Origin of the sequence: Sphingomonas morindae, assembly GCF_023822065.1 — a bacterium.
Taxonomy (GTDB): domain Bacteria; phylum Pseudomonadota; class Alphaproteobacteria; order Sphingomonadales; family Sphingomonadaceae; genus Solisphingomonas; species Solisphingomonas morindae.
Window position 1 is genome coordinate 438,740 of record NZ_CP084931.1, and the last position, 17,643, is coordinate 456,382.

12 protein-coding genes and 1 riboswitch are annotated in these 17,643 nt (G+C 71.4%); of the genes, 5 read left to right on the forward strand and 7 right to left on the reverse strand.

Annotated features, from left to right (window positions below):
• Nucleotide 1: 1 nt before the first annotated feature.
• Nucleotides 2-1,495 (forward strand): tryptophan halogenase family protein, encoded by a 1,494-nt coding sequence (locus tag LHA26_RS18645; protein ID WP_252168591.1) that lies wholly within the window; start codon nt 2-4, stop codon nt 1,493-1,495.
• 6 nt (nt 1,496-1,501) lie between these two features.
• Here the strand turns inward: LHA26_RS18645 and LHA26_RS18650 are convergent, their stop codons facing one another.
• Together LHA26_RS18650 and LHA26_RS18655 are read right to left on the reverse strand one after the other, a co-directional pair.
• Complete coding sequence (locus LHA26_RS18650) at nt 1,502-3,904, reverse strand: phosphoketolase family protein (protein ID WP_252168592.1); 2,403 nt, start codon at nt 3,902-3,904, stop codon at nt 1,502-1,504.
• Nucleotides 3,901-5,091: an acetate/propionate family kinase gene (locus tag LHA26_RS18655; protein WP_252168593.1), complete on the reverse strand. Its 1,191-nt coding sequence runs from the start codon at nt 5,089-5,091 to the stop codon at nt 3,901-3,903. Before LHA26_RS18655 ends, LHA26_RS18650 begins: the two co-directional genes overlap by 4 nt.
• Before the next feature lie 181 nt (nt 5,092-5,272).
• Between LHA26_RS18655 and LHA26_RS18660 the strand changes: the two genes are divergently transcribed.
• Nucleotides 5,273-6,523 (forward strand): NAD(P)/FAD-dependent oxidoreductase, encoded by a 1,251-nt coding sequence (locus LHA26_RS18660; protein WP_252168594.1) that lies wholly within the window; start codon nt 5,273-5,275, stop codon nt 6,521-6,523.
• A gap of 6 nt (nt 6,524-6,529) precedes the next feature.
• Here LHA26_RS18660 and LHA26_RS18665 read toward each other — a convergent pair whose 3' ends face one another.
• Nucleotides 6,530-7,600: a threonine aldolase family protein gene (locus LHA26_RS18665; RefSeq protein WP_252168595.1), complete on the reverse strand. Its 1,071-nt coding sequence runs from the start codon at nt 7,598-7,600 to the stop codon at nt 6,530-6,532.
• Nucleotides 7,601-7,652: 52 nt separating this feature from the next.
• A riboswitch (SAM-I-IV-variant riboswitch) is annotated at nt 7,653-7,760 on the reverse strand.
• A gap of 110 nt (nt 7,761-7,870) precedes the next feature.
• On the opposite strand from LHA26_RS18665, the gene LHA26_RS18670 reads away from it, so the two are divergent.
• Both LHA26_RS18670 and LHA26_RS18675 read left to right on the forward strand, forming a co-directional pair.
• Entirely contained in the window at nt 7,871-8,368 is a 498-nt protein-coding gene (locus LHA26_RS18670; protein WP_252168596.1) for a DUF427 domain-containing protein, read from the forward strand.
• Nucleotides 8,365-9,078, forward strand: coding sequence for an SDR family NAD(P)-dependent oxidoreductase (locus LHA26_RS18675; RefSeq protein WP_367890751.1), 714 nt, complete (start codon nt 8,365-8,367; stop codon nt 9,076-9,078). The genes LHA26_RS18670 and LHA26_RS18675 overlap by 4 nt, the downstream gene beginning before the upstream one ends.
• A gap of 16 nt (nt 9,079-9,094) precedes the next feature.
• Here LHA26_RS18675 and LHA26_RS18680 read toward each other — a convergent pair whose 3' ends face one another.
• The 4 genes from LHA26_RS18680 to LHA26_RS18695 all read right to left on the reverse strand — a co-directional run bounded on the left by LHA26_RS18680 (nt 9,095) and on the right by LHA26_RS18695 (nt 14,742).
• Nucleotides 9,095-10,867, reverse strand: coding sequence for a putative bifunctional diguanylate cyclase/phosphodiesterase (locus LHA26_RS18680; RefSeq protein WP_252168597.1), 1,773 nt, complete (start codon nt 10,865-10,867; stop codon nt 9,095-9,097).
• Nucleotides 10,868-10,928: 61 nt separating this feature from the next.
• Complete coding sequence (locus LHA26_RS18685) at nt 10,929-13,262, reverse strand: xanthine dehydrogenase family protein molybdopterin-binding subunit (protein WP_252168598.1); 2,334 nt, start codon at nt 13,260-13,262, stop codon at nt 10,929-10,931.
• Entirely contained in the window at nt 13,259-14,242 is a 984-nt protein-coding gene (locus tag LHA26_RS18690; RefSeq protein WP_252168599.1) for an FAD binding domain-containing protein, read from the reverse strand. The genes LHA26_RS18685 and LHA26_RS18690 overlap by 4 nt, the downstream gene beginning before the upstream one ends.
• Nucleotides 14,239-14,742 (reverse strand): 2Fe-2S iron-sulfur cluster-binding protein, encoded by a 504-nt coding sequence (locus LHA26_RS18695; protein WP_252168600.1) that lies wholly within the window; start codon nt 14,740-14,742, stop codon nt 14,239-14,241. Before LHA26_RS18695 ends, LHA26_RS18690 begins: the two co-directional genes overlap by 4 nt.
• A gap of 214 nt (nt 14,743-14,956) precedes the next feature.
• On the opposite strand from LHA26_RS18695, the gene LHA26_RS18700 reads away from it, so the two are divergent.
• Complete coding sequence (locus LHA26_RS18700; protein ID WP_252168601.1) at nt 14,957-17,560, forward strand: glycosyl hydrolase 115 family protein; 2,604 nt, start codon at nt 14,957-14,959, stop codon at nt 17,558-17,560.
• Nucleotides 17,561-17,643 lie beyond the last annotated feature (83 nt).

The following is a 17,643-nucleotide window of genomic DNA, read 5'->3' on the forward strand; positions in this document are numbered from 1 at the left end:
CATGGCCGGCGACCGCATCCATTCCCTCGTCATTCTCGGCGGCGGCACCGCCGGCTGGATGACGGCGGCGGCGCTGGCGCGCACGCTGCCGCCGGGGCTCGAAATCACCCTGGTCGAGTCCGACGCCATCGGCACCATCGGCGTGGGCGAGGCGACGATCCCGACCATCCACTGGTTCAACCAGCTCGCCGGGATCGACGAGGCGGAGTTCATGGCGGCGACCGGCGCCACCTACAAGCTCGGCATCGAATTCAGCGGCTGGACCGGCGATGGCAGCCGCTATTTCCACCCCTTCGGCACGTTCGGACCGCCGCAGGACGGGGTGATGTTCCTCCACCGGCTGATCCGCGCGCGGCTGGCGGGCGAGGCGATCGACCCTGAGGCCTATTCGCTCACCGCCCAGGCGGCGCGCGCCGGCCGCTTCGCCAAGCCGGTGGCGGATCCGCGCTCGCCGCTCGCCACGCTCGGCTATGCCTATCATTTCGACGCGGGCCGCTACGCCGCCTTTCTCCGCGCGCGCGCCGAGGCGGCGGGGGTGCGCCGGATCGAGGCGCTGGTGGAGGGGGCGGAGCGCGATCCGGCGAGCGGCGCCGTCGCCGCGCTCGCCACCTCGGCCGGGCGCATCGCGGGCGATCTCTTCATCGACTGTTCGGGGCTGCGCGGGCTGCTGATCGGCGAGACGCTCGGCATCGGCTATGAGGATTGGAGCGCGTGGCTGCCGTGCGATCGCGCCTGGGCGGTGCCGACCGCCGCCGAGACCGAGCCGCGCCCCTATACCCGCGCCACCGCCGCCGAGGCCGGCTGGCGCTGGCGCATCCCGCTCCAGCATCGCACCGGCAATGGCTATGTCTATTCCAGCCGCTTCCAGTCGGATGCGGCGGCGCGCGCGGCGCTGCTCGGGGCGCTCGACGCGCCGGTGCTGGCCGAGCCCCGGCTGATCCGCTTCCGCCCCGGCCGCCGCGCGCGCGCCTGGTCGGCCAATGTGGTGGCGATCGGGCTCGCGGCGGGGTTTCTGGAGCCGCTGGAATCGACCAGCATCCACCTCATCCAGAGCGGGATCGCCAAGCTGCTCGCGCTGTTCCCGCCGGGCGGCGGCAGCGCCTTGCTGGCCGAGCAATATAATCGCCTGATGGCGCGCGAGATGGAGGAGATACGCGACATCCTCATCCTCCATTATGCGATGACTTCGGGCCGCCCCGAGCCGATGTGGCGCGAGCGCCAGACGATGACGCTGCCCGACAGCCTCGCCTGGCGGCTCGACCATTTCCGCGAGACCGGCCGCATCGTGCTGGCGAGCGAGGAATTGTTCCGCGACGCGAGCTGGTTCGCCATTCTCGATGGGCAGGGCGTGCGCGCCCGCGACCATAGCCCGATGATCGAGGGGGAGAGCGTGGCGGCGCTGACGGCGCGGCTCGCCGCCGTCCGCGAGGCCACCGCCGCCGCCTGCGCGCGGCTGCCGCGGCTCGCGCCCCCCGGCGGCGCGGCGCGCGGCTAGGCCGGCTCAGTCGCCCGCGTCGGCGGCGGTCTGGTAGGGCCAGCTCCAGTCGCGGATCTCGGGCATGTCCTCGCCATGGGTGGTGACATAGTCATGATGCGCGATCAGTGCGTCGCGAAAGGCCTGGCGCGCGGGGCCGGCGGTATCGGCGAGGCCGGGCACGCGCGCGATCGCATCCATGGCGAGATGGTAGCGATCGAGATCGTTGCGCACCACCATGTCGAACGGGGTGGTGGTGGTGCCCTCCTCCTTGAAGCCGCGGACATGGAGATTGGCGTGGCTGGCGCGGCGATAGGTGAGCCGGTGGATCAGCCAGGGATAGCCGTGATAGGCGAAGAGGATCGGCCGGGTGCGCGTGAAGATCGCCTCGAAATCGGCATCGGTGAGGCCGTGCGGATGCTCCTCGCGCGGCTGGAGCGTCATGAGATCGACCACATTCACCACCCGCACGCGCAGATCGGGCAGGTGCTGGCGCAGCAGATCGGCGGCGGCGATCGTCTCCAGCGTCGGCACGTCGCCGCAACAGGCGAGCACCAGGTCGGGCGCCTCGCCGGGCTGCTCGCTGCCCGCCCAGTGCCAGATGCCGAGGCCGGCGGCGCAGTGGATCTCGGCCTGCTCCGCCGTCAGCCATTGCGGCGCGGGCTGCTTGCCCGCGACGATGACGTTGATCCGGTCGTGCGTGCCCAAGCAATGGTCCAGCGTGCGCAGCAGGCAATTGGCGTCGGGCGGCAGATAGACGCGGACGATGTCGGCCTTCTTGTTGACGACATGATCGATGAAGCCGGGATCCTGATGGCTGAAGCCGTTATGATCCTGCCGCCAGACATGGCTGGACAGAAGATAGGTGAGCGACGGCACCGGCCGCCGCCAGTCCAGCGCGCGCGAGACCTTCAGCCATTTGGCATGCTGGTTGAACATGGAATCGACGATGTGGACAAAGGCCTCGTAGCAGTTGAACAGGCCGTGCCGGCCGGTGAGCGTATAGCCTTCGAGCCAGCCCTGGCAGAGATGTTCGGACAGGACCTCCATCACCCGCCCGCCGCGCGCCAGCCCCTCGTCATAGGGCTCGATCCGCTCCATCCAGGCGCGGTCGCTGACGTCAAACACGGCGGAGAGCCGGTTGCTGGCCGTCTCGTCCGGCCCCATGACGCGGAAATTGCGCGCCGCCTCGCTCCGCCGCAGCAGCTCGGCGAGATAGGCGCCGGCCGCGCGCGTCGCCTCGGCGACGGCGCCGCCGGGGTGCGGCACCGCCACCTCGAAGGCGCGCCAGTCGGGCCGGTCGAGCGGCGCGCGGCGGCCGCCATTGGCATAGAGCGAGGCGCCCATGCGCTTGCCGCCGACCGGCGCGAGCGCGCGCAGCTCGGGCAGCAGCCGGCCCTCGCCGTCGAACAGCTCCTCGATCCGATAGCCGCGCATCCAGGATTCGAGCAGCGCGCGATGATCCGCATTCTCGCGCGCGGCGGCGATCGGCACCTGATGCGCGCGCCAAAAGCCCTCGACGCGCTTGCCGTCGACCTGCTTGGGGCCGGTCCAGCCCTTGGGGCTGCGCAGCACGATCATCGGCCAGCGCGGCGGCGCGGCGGCGGGCGCGGCCTGCCCGGCACGGGCCGCCGCCTGGATCGCGGCGATGGCGGTGAGCGCCTGGTCCATCGCCGCCGCCATCGCCTGGTGCATCACCAGCGGATCGTCGCCGCAGACGAACAGCGGATCATGGCCGAGCGCCTCGAAGAATTGGCGCAGCGCGGCATCGTCCATCCGGCCGAAAATGGTCGGCCCGGCGATCTTGTAGCCGTTCAGGTGCAGGATCGGCAGCACCGCGCCATCGTGGCGGGGATCGAGGAACTTGTTGCCGTGCCACGAGGCGGCGAGCGGCCCCGTCTCGGCCTCGCCATCGCCGACCACGCAGGCGACGACCAGATCGGGATTGTCGAAGGCGGCGCCATAGGCGTGGACGAGCGCATAGCCAAGCTCGCCGCCCTCATGGATCGAGCCGGGCGTTTCGGGCGCGGCGTGGCTGGGAATGCCGCCGGGAAAGGAGAATTGCCGGAACAGCCGCTTCATGCCGGCCTCGTTCTCGGCGATCTCGGGATAGATCTCGCTGTAGCTGCCCTCGAGATAGGTGTTGGCCACCATGCCCGGCCCGCCATGGCCGGGTCCGCAGATATAGAGCATGTCGAGATCGCGCGCGCGGATCACGCGGTTGAGATGGGCATAGATGAAGTTGAGGCCGGGGGTGGTGCCCCAATGGCCGAGCAGACGCGGCTTGATGTGCGCGGCCTCGAGCGGCACGCGCAGCAGCGGATTGTCGAGCAGGTAGATCTGGCCGACCGAGAGATAGTTGGCGGCGCGCCAGTAGCGATCGATCAGGGCCGCCTCGGCGGCGTCCAGCGGGTGGGCGGCATCGGTCATCGGTCGGTCTCCGCGAGCAGGGGGAGGCTTTGGTCGGCGATCACACGTTCCTCGTCGGCCGGCACGATCCGCACGGTGACGGGCGCGCCGGGCGCGCTGATCACCGGCCGGGCGGCTTCGTTGGCGGCCTGATCGAGCGCGAGGCCGAGCCAGGCGAGCCGCGCGCAGGCGCGCGCGCGGATCGGCGCGGCATGTTCGCCGATGCCGCCGGTGAAGACGAGCCCGTCGAGCCCGCCCAGCGCCGCCGCCATCGCCCCCACGCCCTGCGCCAGCCGCCAGAGGAACAGCGCGATCGCCGCCTCCGCCGCCGGCTCGGTGCTCTCGAGCAGGGCGCGCATATCGCCGGTGCCGCCCGTCAGCCCCTTGAGGCCGGACTCCTTGTAGAGCAGCGTCTCGATCCGCTCCGGCGACCAATGCTTGTGCTGGAGCAGGTAGAGGATCACGCCGGGATCGAGCGCGCCCGGCCGCGTGGCCATGACCAGGCCGTCGAGCGCGGAAAAGCCCATGCTGGTATCGACGCTGCGGCCGCCCGCCATGGCGCAGAGGCTGGCGCCGGCGCCGAGATGCGCCACCACCACGCGCCCGGCGGCGAGCGCGGGATCAATGTCCGCGAGCGTGTGCGCCACATGCGTGTAGGACAGGCCGTGAAAGCCGTAGCGCAGCACGCCCTCGCGGGCGAGATCGGGCGGCAGCGCGAAGTGGCGCGCCGGCTCGGCCATGGTGGCGTGGAAGGCGGTATCGAAACAGGCGGTCTGCGCCACCTGGGGGCGGTGCGCGGCGACCGCGCGCATCGCGTTGAGCGCGTGCGGCTGGTGCAGCGGCGCGAGCGGGCACAGCGCCTCCAGCGCGGCGAGCACCGCCGCATCCACCCGCACCGGCGCGGTGAAATCGCGCCCGCCATGAACGACGCGATGGCCGACGCCGACCAGCTCGGCAGCGCCCGTCTGGCTGTCGATCCAGTCGAGCAGCGTGCCGAGCAGCGCCTCGTGCGTGCCATCCTCGCCTGCGGACCAGCGCCGCTCGATCAGACAGGCGCCGGCGGCATCCTTGGCGATGAGGTGCGGCGTAGCGCCGATACCCTCGATCTGCCCGCGCACCCGCGCCGCGCGCGCGCCGCGATCGGCCTCGAACAGGGCGAATTTGAGGCTCGACGAGCCGCTGTTCAGGGCGAGGATGGTGCCGCGCATCCGGTGTCTCCCGGCGATGAGGCCTGCGGCGCAAGCGTCCGGCCGGCGCGATCGTTCCTCGGCTGGTCCCGCGCGCCGGCTCGCCCGAGCCGATCCGCCGCGCGGCGCGCAGCGCGCGGCGGATCGACAAGCGCGATCCCCTGCGCCAAGGGCGGGGCGCCCCGGCATAAGAGGAGGGATCATGCAGTGCTCGGACATTCTGATCGTCGGCGCGGGCCATGCCGGCGCCCAGCTCGCGATCGCGCTGCGCCAGCGCGGCTTTGCGGGCACGATCCGGATCGTCGGCGAGGAACCCGATCTTCCCTATGAGCGGCCGCCGCTCTCGAAGGACTATCTCTCGGGCGCGCGGAGCTTCGAGCGCATCCTGATCCGCCAGCCGGGCTTCTGGACGGAGCGTGCGATCACGATCGACACGGGCGTGCGGATCGATGCGGTGGATGCCGAGGCCCGCACCGCGCGCGCGCAGGACGGCCGCCTCTTCGGCTATGGCGCGCTGGTATGGGCGGCGGGCGGCCATGCGCGCCGCCTGTCGTGCGACGGCTTCGCGCTCGACGGCGTCCATGCCGTCCGCAGCCGCGCCGATGTCGACCGGATGATCGCCGCGCTGGACGGGGTGCGGCGGGTCGCGGTGATCGGCGGCGGCTATGTCGGGCTCGAGGCGGCCGCCGTCCTGCGCACGCTCGGCAAATCGGTGGTGGTGCTGGAGGCGCAGGCGCGGGTGCTGGCGCGCGTCGCCGGCGTGGCGCTCTCGCGCTTCTACGAGGCCGAGCATCGCGCCCAGGGCGTGGATGTGCGGCTCAACGTGCGGGTCGCCTGCATCGAGGGCGCGGAGGGCCGGGCGTGCGGCGTGCGGCTGGCGGACGGCACGATCGTGCCCGCCGACATGGTGATCGTCGGCATCGGCATCGTGCCGGCGGTGGAACCGCTGATCGCGGCCGGCGCGCGCGGCGGCGACGGGGTGGCCGTCGACGAGCATGGCCGCACCTCGCTGCCGGGCATCTGGGCGATCGGCGATTGCGCGCTCCACGCCAACGCTTTTGCCGAGGGCCTGCCGATCCGGCTGGAATCGGTGCAGAACGCCAACGACATGGCGACCAATGTGGCGAAGGCGCTGACGAACGCGCCCGAACGCTATCACGCCCTGCCCTGGTTCTGGTCGAACCAATATGATCTCAAGCTTCAGACGGTGGGCCTCTCCGCCGGGCACGATGCCGAGGTGGTGCGCGGCGATCCCGCCAGCCGCGCCTTCTCCATCGTCTATCTCAAGCAGGGCCGGGTGGTGGCGGTGGACGCGGTCAATGCGGTGAAGGACTTCGTCCAGGGCAGGGCGCTGGTCCTCGCACAGGCGGTGATCGATCCGGCGCTGCTCGCCGACGCCGCGCGGCCGCTCAAGAGCCTGATCGCGCCCGATGCCCCGGCCGGAGTGGCGTGACGCGCGTCACGCCGCCACCCGCCCCTCGCCGGCGTCCGCCCCGCCGGCCCGCGCCGCCGCCCGGATATCGGCGGCGAGCGCGTCCACCCGCGCGGGATCGGCATCCCAGGCGAACATGAAGCGGGCGCCGCCGCCGATGAAGGTATAGAAGCGCCAGCCGCGCGCGCGCAGCGCCGCCAGCAGCGCCGCATCGGCCTTGAGGAACACCGCATTGGCCTCCACCGGGAACATCAGCGCCACGCCGGGCACGTCCGCGATCGCCCGCGCGAGCCGTAGGGCGCACGCATTGCCGTGCCGCGCATTGGTGAGCCACGCCCCGCTTTCCAGAAGCCCGACCCAGGGCGCCGACAGGAAGCGCATCTTGGAGGCGAGCTGGCCCGCCTGCTTGCAGCGATAATCGAAATCGCGCGCCAGTTCGGTATCGAAGAACAGCACCGCCTCGCCCACCGCCATGCCGTTCTTGGTGCCGCCGAAGCACAGCACATCGACCCCGGCGCGCCAACTTATATCCGCCGGATCGCAGCCCAGCGTGGCGCAGGCATGGGCGAAGCGCGCGCCATCCATGTGGAGCTTGAGGCCAAGCTCGCGGCAGACCGCCGACAGGCTGCGGATCTCGTCCACCGTATAGACCTGGCCGGTCTCGGTCGGCTGGGTGATGGTGACGACGCGCGGCTTGGGAAAGTGGATGTCCGAGCGGCCGGTGGCGAGCGCGCGGATCGTCTCGGCCGTGAGCTTGCCGTTTTCGGTGTGCGCCACCAGCAGCTTCGATCCGTTGGAGAAGAATTCGGGCGCGCCGCACTCGTCGGTCTCGACATGCGCCTGCGCCGAGCAGATCACGCTGTGATAGGATTGGCAGAGCGCGGCGAGCGCCAGCGAATTGGCGGCGGTTCCGTTGAAGGCGAAGAACACCTCGCACGCCGCCCCGAACAGGCCGCGGAACGCATCCGATGCGCGCTGCGTCCACAGATCCTCGCCATAGGCGGTGGCGGAGCCGGTGTTCGCCGCCTCCATGGCGCGCCACACCTCGGGGCAGATCCCCGCATAATTGTCACTGGCGAACTGCTGGCTGCTGGGCATTGCGTCCTGGTCCTTCGTCCGGTTCCCACCAGATTTCGGATCGACGCATGGCTTGGTCCCGTTTGGTTGCCGGTCCGGCCACATCCCTCCCGCACGGGAGGCACCACCTTGCCCGGGAGCAGGTTGGTGCCGGGCGTCGGCCCGACTCTTGATGTCGTGGACGCCCTAGCGGCGCGACACGGCGGGATCAAGCCGACACGACCGCGCGCGCGTCGCATAGCGGTACAGGGGCGCCAGGGCACCAGGCGCGCGCCGCCGCGTTGCCGCCGGATGCGCCATCCAACCCCCGACCCCCTCAAGCCCGGACAGGAGAGTGTCTGGGACTATCCCCGCCCCGCCATCGCCGAGGCGATCACGGCGCATATCGTCGTGATCCTCGGCGGCGAGACGATCGCCGAGACGCAGCATGCGGTCCGGACGCTCGAGACGAGCCATCCGCCGAGCTATTATCTGCCCCCGGACGCGGTGCGCGCGGGCGTGCTGCTCCCCGCGACGGGATCGAGCTTTTGCGAATGGAAGGGTGACGCCCGCTATTTCGACGTGGTGGGCGGCGGGGTGCGTCGCCCGCGCGCGGCGTGGAGCTATCCCGATCCGACCCCCGGCTTCGCGCTACTGCGCGACCATATCGCCTTCTACGCGGCGGCGATGGACGCCTGCTTCGTGGATGGCGAGCGGGTGGTGCCGCAGCCGGGCGGCTTTTACGGCGGCTGGATCACCACGCGCGTGGCCGGGCCGTTCAAGGGCGGCCCGGGCAGCGCGGGCTGGTGAGACGCGCCGTCGTGATCGGCAGCGGCGGCGGGATCGGCGCGGCGCTGGCGCGGAGGCTGGCGGCGAGCGCCGGCTTCGATATGGTCCACGCCCTCTCGCGCCATCCGCCCCCGAACGAGGGACCGGGGCCGCTGCGGCCGGGCTATATCGATATCGGCGCGCCCGACAGCATCGCGGCGGCGGCGGCGGCGATCGGCGGACCGCTCGAGCTGGTGCTCATCGCCACCGGGCTGCTGCACGAGGGCGAACACCGCCCCGAACGCGCGCTCAAGGCGCTGGACGCCGCCTGGCTCGCCGGCCAGTTCCAGATCAACGCGATCGGTCCGGCGCTGGTGCTGCGCCATTTCGCGCCGCTGCTCGCCGGCGATCGCCGCGCGATCATCGCCGCGCTCTCGGCGCGGGTCGGCAGCATCTCGGACAACCGGCTCGGCGGATGGTATGGCTATCGCGCCTCCAAGGCGGCGCTCAACATGATTGTCCGCACCGCCGCGATCGAACTCGCGCGGGTGCGGCCCGCCGCGATCTGCGTCGGCCTGCATCCGGGCACGGTGGATACCGGGCTCAGCCGGCCCTTCCGGAGCGGAGTGCCCGCGGCGCGGCGCTTCACCCCCGAGGCCGCCGCAGATCGGCTGCTCCGCGTGCTCGACGGGCTGGACGCGCGCGCCACCGGCCGCTGCTTCGCCTGGGACGGCAGCGAGGTGCCGCCCTGACGCGGGCGGCGGCGGATCAGGCGGCGGCGCGGCGCTCCGCCTCGATCCAAGCGCGCAGCGCGTCGGGCGCCATCGGCCGGCCGAAGACATAGCCCTGGCCCTGCTCGCATCCCTGCTCGCGCAGGAAGGCGGCGACGGCCATCGTTTCGATCCCCTCGGCCACCACCTCATAGCCGAGATCCTGCGCCAGCCGGATCATGCTGCGGATCAGCCGGCGATCGGCCTCGCGCGTCTCGATATCGGCGACAAAGGCGCGGTCGATCTTGACGATCCGCGCGGGCAGCCGCTGGAGATAGGCGAGGCTGCTATAGCCGGTGCCGAAATCGTCGATGGCGATGCGGAAGCCGGCGGCGGCGAGCGCGGCGAGGCAGGCGGTGGATTGCGCCGTCTCCGCCATCAGCGCGCTTTCGGTCAGCTCGATCTCGATCAGCTCGACGGGCACGTCATGGGCGCGCAGGCACCGCTCCAGCCTGTGCGGCAGATCCGGCTCATCGAGATTGGCGGCGGAGATGTTGAGCGAGACGGGCAGGACGAGGCCGGCGCGGCGCCAGGCGCCGACCTGCGCGACGGCGGCGCGCATCACCCAATCGGTGGTGCGCGCGATCAGCGAGGTGCGCTCCACCGCCGGGATGAACTCGGCCGGCGGAACCTCGCCATGCGCGGGATGATGCCAGCGCAGCAGCGCCTCGGCGCCGACACAGGCGCCCGTGGCGAGCGCGATCCGCGGCTGATAGACGAGGCGCAGCTCGCCCGGGCTATCGAAGGCGGAGCCGAAGGATTCGATCAGCGCCAGCCGGCGATGGTGGCGGCCGTCCGCCGCGGCGGAGAAGATGTTGATCGCGCCATCGCCCGTGCGCGCATCCTGCGCGGCGCTGTGGCCGCCGCGCAGCACATCCTCGGGCGTGATCGCGCCGAGCGTGAAGGGCATCACCCCGATCGACACGGTGGTGAGGAAGCGCACCGAGGAGCGTGCCCGCGCATCGAGGAAATGCGTCTTCAGCAGGCCGACATAATCGTCCAGCGCGGCGCCGTCCGGGGCGAGGAAGGCGAATTGGGTGGCGGCCACATGATAGGCGGCGCGATCCGCCGGCATGCGCGCGCGCAGCGCCTGCGCCGCCTCGCGCACCATCTCGTCCAGCCGGCCCGCGCCCATCACGCGGCTGAGCGCGCTGAGCTCGTCATGCCGGGCGAGATCGATCAGCACCGCGATCCGCGACGCGCCCGGCCGATCGCGCGCGAGATCGGCGAGATCCTCGAGAAACTGGTTGCGATTGGGGAAGCCGCTGACGGGATCGACGCGGCCATAGGCGTGCTGCAGCTCGATCTGCGCCATCACCATGGCCGCGAGATCGCGCAGCGCCGCCCGCTCCGCCGCGCTCACAACGCGCGGGACGGTGCCGAGCACGCACAGGGCGCCCAATCCGTGGCCGTCGCGCGTGACCAGCGGCGCGCCGGCATAGAAGCGGATGCCATCGCGCGCGAGCCGGCTTTCGGCATAAGCGGGGCATAGCGCGAGATCGGACAGGATCAGCACGTCCTGCCGCTCCGCGACTTCGGCGCAAGGCGCCTGATCGCGCGCGATATGATCATGCTCGACGCCGATGCGCGACTTGAACCATTGCCGGTCGCGATCGGTGAGCGAGATGGCGGCGATCGGCAGATCGAAGATCTGCGCGGCCAGCCGGGTGATGCGATCGAAGCTCTCGCTCGCCGGCGTATCGAGCAGGCACAAATGGTGCAGCGCGCCCAGACGGGCTTCCTCCAGATCGTGGGCGCTCTGTTCGTCCATGGTCCCGCTTTTCACGCCTTCCCCTTAACAAACGGGAAAAGCAGGAGCATTTTTTATACGATCAGAGCAGCCGATCCAGAGTGATCGGGAGATCGCGCACGCGCTTGCCGGTGGCGTTGAAGATCGCGTTGGCGATCGCCGCGCCGGTGCCGGTGATGCCGATCTCGCCGATGCCGCGCGCGCCCATGGGCGTGTGCGGATCGGGAATGTCGGTCCAGATCACGTCGATCTCGGGCACGTCGAGATGCGCCGGGATGTGATAGTCCGACAGGCTCGGATTGGCGATGCGGCCGGTGCGCGGATCGAGCTGGGTCTCCTCCATCAGCGCCAGGCCGATGCCCATGATGATGCCGCCGCGGAACTGGCTGGCCGCCGTCTTGGGGTTGAGGATGCGGCCGCAATCGAAGGAGCCGAGAAAGCGGCGCACGCGCGGCTCGCCGGTAACGGCGTTGACCGCCACCTCGCAGAACATCGCGCCATGGCTGTGCATCGACCAATGCTGGGTCTCGAGCGGCATCGGCGGCTCCGCCTCGACGCTGATCGACTCGCGTCGGGCGCGGGCCAGGATCGAGGCGTAGCTTTCGTGCCGGCCCGGATCGTCGAGCGCGCACAGCCCGGCCTCGCGGCTCGCCACCTCGTCCACCGACAGGCCGGCCAGCGGGGAATCATTGCCCGCGAGCGCCAGCAGCGCCTTCACCAGCGCGCGATGCGCGGCGATGATCGAGGCGCCGATCGCCGCGGTCTGTTGCGAGCCGCCGGCCAGCACCACGCCCGGCAGGGTGGAATCGCCATAGTCGAACCGGATCGCCGCCATCGGCAGGCCGAGCCGTTCCGCCGTCACCTGGCTGTGCGCGGTGGCCGTGCCCATGCCCATTTCGTGCGCCGCGATCGCCACCACCGCCTCGCCGGCGGCGGTGAGCGTGATCCGCGCCGCGCCGCCCGGCATGCGGTAATAGGGATAGGTGGCGGTGGCGCAGCCCAGGCCGATCAGCCATTCGCCCTCGCGCCGCGCGCCCGGCCGGGGATCGCGCGCGGACCAGCCGAAGCGTTCCGCGCCCGCCCGCCACGCCTGATCGAGATGACGCGCCGAGAACGGCAGATTGGACAGCGGATCGCGCTCGGGCTCGTTGCGCAGCCGCAGCGCCACCGGATCCATGGCCAGCGCATGGGCCAGCTCGTCCATCGCCGATTCCAGCGCGAAGGTGCCGACCGACTCCCCGGGCGCGCGCATGAAGGTGTTGCTCAGCACGTCCAGCTCGACCGTCTCCACCGCGAGCTTGACCGTCTCGGCGGCATAGGCGCTGCGCGTCGGCAGGATGAAGGGCTCGGGCATGGCGTTGGCGCGCGATTTGGGCGTCACCCCCTCATGGATCAGCGCGGTGAGCCGGCCGCTGCGATCCGCGCCCAGGGCGACGCGCTGCTCGGTCGGCGCGCGGCCGCCGACGATCCGGTACACCGCCTCGCGCGAGAGCACGAGCCGCACCGGCCGGCCGCTCAGCCTTGCCCCCGCCGCCGCGAGGATCTGGTGCTGCCACAGGCATTTGCCACCAAAGCCGCCACCCACGAACGGCGAGGTGACGATCACCTGCCGCTCGTCGATGCCGAACATATGGGCGAGCGACCAGGCGGTGTGGGCGACGAGCTGGGAGGCGTCGTGCAGCCGCAACGTATCCCCCTCCCAATAGCAGGTGACGCCGTGCAGCTCGATCGCATTGTGATTGTGGCGCGGCGTGGTGTAGCGCTGGTCCACCCGCACCTCGGCGGCGGCGAGCGCCTGCTCTGCATCGCCGCGCGCATCGTGCAGCGGGCCGCCCATAAATTCGGCCGGCCGCGCGCCGCGCGCCTTGGCCTCGGCGAAATCGGTGAGCGCCGGCTCGGCCGCATAGTCGACCTCCACCAGCATCGCGGCATGATCCGCCTGTTCCTGGCTCTCGGCGAGCACCAGCGCCACCGGCTCGCCATTCCAGGCGATGCGATCGTCCTGCATCACCGGCAGCGTATCGCCGCCGGCCGCCTTGGGCGCGGAGAGGAAGACGGGCGGCGGCCGCAGCCGCGGCGCGTTGCGGTGCGTCATCACCGCCACCACGCCCGGCGCCGCCTCGGCCGCCGCCGTATCGAGCCGGCTGATCCGGCCGCGCGCGATGCGGCTGTGCACCAACGCGCCATAGACCATCGCCTCGACCGGGAATTCGGCCGCGAACGGCGCCTTGCCCGACACCTTGAGCGGACCATCGATCCGCGACACGGGCTGGCCGATCACGCCATGCTGGTGGCGGATCAGCGGATCGGGAACACCGCCGGGAATCCACTGGTCCGGCGCGAGCGCCACCGCCTTGCCGATCGCCGCCTGGACCAGACCCTGCGCGGCCTGCTTGGCCTCCTCGATCATGCTCATGCCGCGCCTCCCGCCACTTCGGTCAGCACGGCGACGATGGTGCGCCGCGCCAGTTCGATCTTGAAGCCATTGTCGCGGAGCGGCGCCGCGCCCGCCAGCAGCGCCTCGGCGGCTTCGGCGAAGCGCGCGGGCTCGGCCGCGCCGCCGATCAGCGCCGCCTCGGCCGCCGGGACGCGCCACGGCTTGGGCGCGACGCCGCCCAGCGCGATCCGCGCCTCGGTGATCCGCCCCTCCTTGATCGCCAGCGCGCCGGCGACCGAGACCAGCGCGAAGGCATAGCTCGCGCGATCGCGGACCTTGCGATAGGTGGCGCGCAGCGCGGGCGAAACCGGCGGAAGCAGGATGGCGGTGATAAGCTCGCCCGGCGCGAGATCGGTGTCGCGGTCGGGGCGGTCGCCCGGCAGGCGGTGGAGATCGGCGAGCGCGAGGGTGCGCGCGCCGTCCGGGCCTTCGATCTCGAGCTGCGCATCATAGGCGAGCAACGCCACCGCCATGTCCGACGGATGGGTGGCGACACAGGCTTCGGAGGCGCCGAGAATGGCGTGGGCGCGGTTGAAGCCGCCGATCGCGTCGCAGCCGGCGCCGGGGGTGCGCTTGTTGCAGCGTGCGCCCTCGACATCGTAGAAATAGGCGCAGCGCGTGCGCTGGAGCAGATTGCCGCCGGCGGTCGCCATATTGCGGATCTGCGCGCTGGCGCCGGCGAGGATGGCGCGCGCCAGCGCGGGATAGCGGGTGCGCACGAGGCGATGCTCGGCGATCGCGGTGTTGCGCGCCGCCGCGCCGATGCGCAGCCCCTCGCCCGCCGCCGCGATCTCGGCGGAAAGCCCGGTGACATCCACCAGCGCCGCCGGCCGCTCGATCGTCTCGCGCATCAGATCGACGAGATTGGTGCCGCCGCCAAGATAGCGGACGGGCGCGCCGCCGGCGCGGCGCACGGCATCCGCCGCGTCGGCGGCGCGGGCATAACCGAAGGGGGTCATGCCATCGTCTCCAAGCTCTGCGCGATCGCTTCGATGATGCCGTTATGCGCGCCGCAGCGGCAGAGATTGCCGCTCATCCGCTCGCGCAGCTCGGCGCCGTCGAGCAGGATCGTCTCCTCGGCCAGATCGGCGGTGACATGGCTGGGCACGCCGCGCCTTGCTTCCGCCACCATGTCGACCGCCGAACAGATCTGGCCGGGCGTGCAATAGCCGCACTGGAACCCGTCATGCTCGATAAAGGCCTGTTGCAGCGGGTGCAGCGCCGTCTCGGTGCCGAGGCCCTCGATGGTGGTGATGGAACGGCCCTCATATTGCACCGCGAGCGCGAGGCAGGAGAGGATGCGCATGCCATCCACCAGCACGGTGCAGGCGCCGCACGCCCCCTGGTTGCAGCCCTTCTTGGTCCCGGGGAGGCCGAGCCGATCGCGTAGCAGATCCAGCAGCGATACGCGCGGATCCTCCGGCAGCGCCACCGGCGCGCCATTCACCGTCAAGCCCATGACGACCCTCCCCTTTGCTTTCCGCACCGTGGCGGCGGACCACGCCGGAGCCGCCAACCCCGATCATGTCCTTTGGTTGCATTGTCTTAGATCAGCTTTTGGAGCTTTGCCGCGCGACGAGCCGAGCCGTGCTCCGGGTGCGGCCATGCGCGGCGGGATCGCCGCCGCGCAGCGCGGCGCGGTGGTATCGCTACCAAGGACAGGGAGAGGATCTATGCTCAATCGCGGTTCGATCCGCCGGTCCGCAGGTGCCCCGCTGGCGCTGGTGCTCGCGATCGCCTCGGCCGCGCCAGCGACGGCGGCGGCGGATAAGGGCTGCGCGGCGCCGATCGCCGTGTGCACGCATCCGGTCGCGGGCGGCTTCGCGCTGATCCGCCCCGGTCGCCCGGCCACGGTGCTGATCGACGCGAACGCCGATCCGGCGGTGCGCCAGGCCGCGACCAGCTTCGCCGAGGATCTCGGCCGGGTCGGCGGGCGGCGCGCCACGCTGATCGACGATCCCGCGCGCGCGCACGGCCCGGTGGTGCTGATCGGCGTGCGCGGACAAAGCCCGATGCTCGACCGGCTGATCGCCGCGCGCAAGATCGCGGCGGAGGATCTGGCCGGCCAGTGGGAGGCCTATCGCCAGATCGTGGTGGAGCATCCGCTGCCCGGCGTGCCGCGCGCGCTGGTGGTGATCGGCAGCGACCGCCGCGGCGCGGTGTTCGGCACCTATGATCTGAGCGCGCGGATCGGCGTATCGCCCTGGTACTGGTTCGCCGATGTGCCGGTGGCGCGGCACCGCCGGCTGGACATCACCCCCGGCGCGCGGCGCGACCAGCCCAAGGTCCGCTATCGCGGCTTCTTCATCAACGACGAGGATCCGAGCTTCAGCGGCTGGGCCAAGGCGCGGTTCGGCGGCGTCAATGCGCGCATGTACCGCCATGTCTTCGAGCTGGAACTGCGGTTGATGGGCAATTATTTCTGGCCCGCCATGTGGGGCAAGGCCTTCCACCAGGACGATCCCGAGAATGGCCGCCTCGCCGATGCAATGGGCATCGTCATCGGCAGCTCGCATCACGAGCCGATGATGCGCGCGCAGGCCGAATGGCACCGCCCGCAGCCCGGCCTCACCACCGGCGGCCCCTGGGATTATACGCGGAACGGCGCCAATCTCCGCGCCTTCTGGCGCGGCGGCATCGCCCGGATGATGAGCAAGGGCGGCGGCCGGGCCTATGACAGCCTCGTCACCATCGGCATGCGCGGCGATGGCGACGAGGCGATGGGCGGAGGCACCGCCACGGCGCTGCTCGAAAAGATCGTGGCCGACCAGCGCGCGATCATCGCCGACGTGACCGGCCGCCCCGCCGCCGAGACGCCGCAGATCTGGGCGCTCTACAAGGAGGTGCAGGATTATTACGATCATGGGATGCGCGTGCCCGACGACGTGATCCTGCTCTTTTCGGACGATAATTGGGGGCAGCTGCGGCGCCTGCCGGCGGCAGGCGATCATCATCCCGGCGGCTACGGCATCTATTATCATTTCGACTATGTCGGCGCGCCGCGCAACTATAAGTGGATCAACACCAACGCCATCGAGAAGATCTGGCAGCAGATGGACCTCGCCTATCAGGCGAACGCGCGCGCCGCCTGGATCGTCAATGTTGGCGATCTGAAGCCGATGGAATATCCGCTCAGCTTCTTCCTCCGCCAGGCCTGGGATCCGGACGCGATGACGCTGGCGGCGATGCAGGCCTTTCCGCGCGACTGGGCGGCCGCCGCCTTCGGGCCAGGCCAGGCCGCCGCGATCGGCGCGCTCCTGACCCGCTATGGCCAAGGCGTGGCGCTCCGCAAGCCCGAGCTGCTCGATCCCGACAGCTTCCCGCTCGGCGGCCAGACCGCGACGCGTCTGGACGGCGGCGCCTTCGGCCGCGCGGTCGAGACCTGGACGCGGCTCGAGCGCGATGTGGCGCGGGTCCGCACGCACCTCGCGGCCGATCAGCGCGACGCCTATTTCGAACTGGTGGAGCATCCGGTGCGGGCGATGGCGACGCTCTACCGCCTCTATTATGCGGTCGCGTGGAACCACCGTCTCGCCGGCGCCGGCGATCCGCGCGCCAATGTCTTCGCCGATCGGGCGGAGGCGGCCTTTGCCGAGGATCAGGCGCTGACCCGCGCCTATCACGCGCTGCGCGGCGGCAAATGGGACGGCATGATGCGCCAGACGCATATCGGCTATACCGGCTGGCAGGAGCCGGCGCGCCAGATCATGCCGGCGGTGACGCGCATCGCCGCCGCCGGGCCGGTGCCGCCGATCCGCTTCGCCACGCTCCCCGCGCCCGATCCCGACACGCTGCATATCGAAGCGGCGGACTATGTCGGCGCCGAAGGCGCGGCGGGTCTGCGCTGGGCGGTGATCCCGCATCTCGGATCGGGGCGCGGCGCGGTGACCAGTCTGCCCCAGGGCCGCGCGCCGACCCGGCCGGCGGACGGGATGCGGCTCGACTATGCCATCCGCGTCGCGCGCGACGGGCCGGTCGACATCGGGCTGACTTTGGTGCCGACGCTCGACACCAGCGGCGCGGGCGTGCTGCGCACCGGCGTGTCGCTGGACGATGGGCCGGTGGCGGTGCTGGAGGATCGGCTGACGCCCTCGCCCGACGATCCGGCGACGGCGGCGCAGCGCGCCTGGACGCGCGCGGTGATCGAGAACCGGCGCGATCTTCACCTGCGCCTGCCGCATGTCGCCGCGGGGGCGCATCGGCTCTCGGTGTGGCGGCTGGATGGCAATGTGGTGCTGGGCGGCCTCACCGTCACCAGCCGCCCCGACGACCGCTAGGCGGCGGCGGGACGGCTGGATCGGGCGCCGGCGCGTCCGTGCAGGTTCGGGGTGGCCGCGCCGGCCTGGGAGCGGGGTCGGCT

What these genes read in the sequence shown, in the direction of transcription:
- LHA26_RS18645 (WP_252168591.1), top strand. Translation starts at nt 2, where the DNA reads ATGGCCGGCGACCGCATCCATTCCCTCGTCATTCTCGGCGGCGGCACC.
- LHA26_RS18650 (WP_252168592.1), bottom strand. Translation starts at nt 3,904, where the DNA reads ATGACCGATGCCGCCCACCCGCTGGACGCCGCCGAGGCGGCCCTGATC.
- LHA26_RS18655 (WP_252168593.1), bottom strand. Translation starts at nt 5,091, where the DNA reads ATGCGCGGCACCATCCTCGCCCTGAACAGCGGCTCGTCGAGCCTCAAA.
- LHA26_RS18660 (WP_252168594.1), top strand. Translation starts at nt 5,273, where the DNA reads ATGCAGTGCTCGGACATTCTGATCGTCGGCGCGGGCCATGCCGGCGCC.
- LHA26_RS18665 (WP_252168595.1), bottom strand. Translation starts at nt 7,600, where the DNA reads ATGCCCAGCAGCCAGCAGTTCGCCAGTGACAATTATGCGGGGATCTGC.
- LHA26_RS18670 (WP_252168596.1), top strand. Translation starts at nt 7,871, where the DNA reads ATGCGCCATCCAACCCCCGACCCCCTCAAGCCCGGACAGGAGAGTGTC.
- LHA26_RS18680 (WP_252168597.1), bottom strand. Translation starts at nt 10,867, where the DNA reads ATGGACGAACAGAGCGCCCACGATCTGGAGGAAGCCCGTCTGGGCGCG.
- LHA26_RS18685 (WP_252168598.1), bottom strand. Translation starts at nt 13,262, where the DNA reads ATGAGCATGATCGAGGAGGCCAAGCAGGCCGCGCAGGGTCTGGTCCAG.
- LHA26_RS18690 (WP_252168599.1), bottom strand. Translation starts at nt 14,242, where the DNA reads ATGACCCCCTTCGGTTATGCCCGCGCCGCCGACGCGGCGGATGCCGTG.
- LHA26_RS18695 (WP_252168600.1), bottom strand. Translation starts at nt 14,742, where the DNA reads ATGGGCTTGACGGTGAATGGCGCGCCGGTGGCGCTGCCGGAGGATCCG.
- LHA26_RS18700 (WP_252168601.1), top strand. Translation starts at nt 14,957, where the DNA reads ATGCTCAATCGCGGTTCGATCCGCCGGTCCGCAGGTGCCCCGCTGGCG.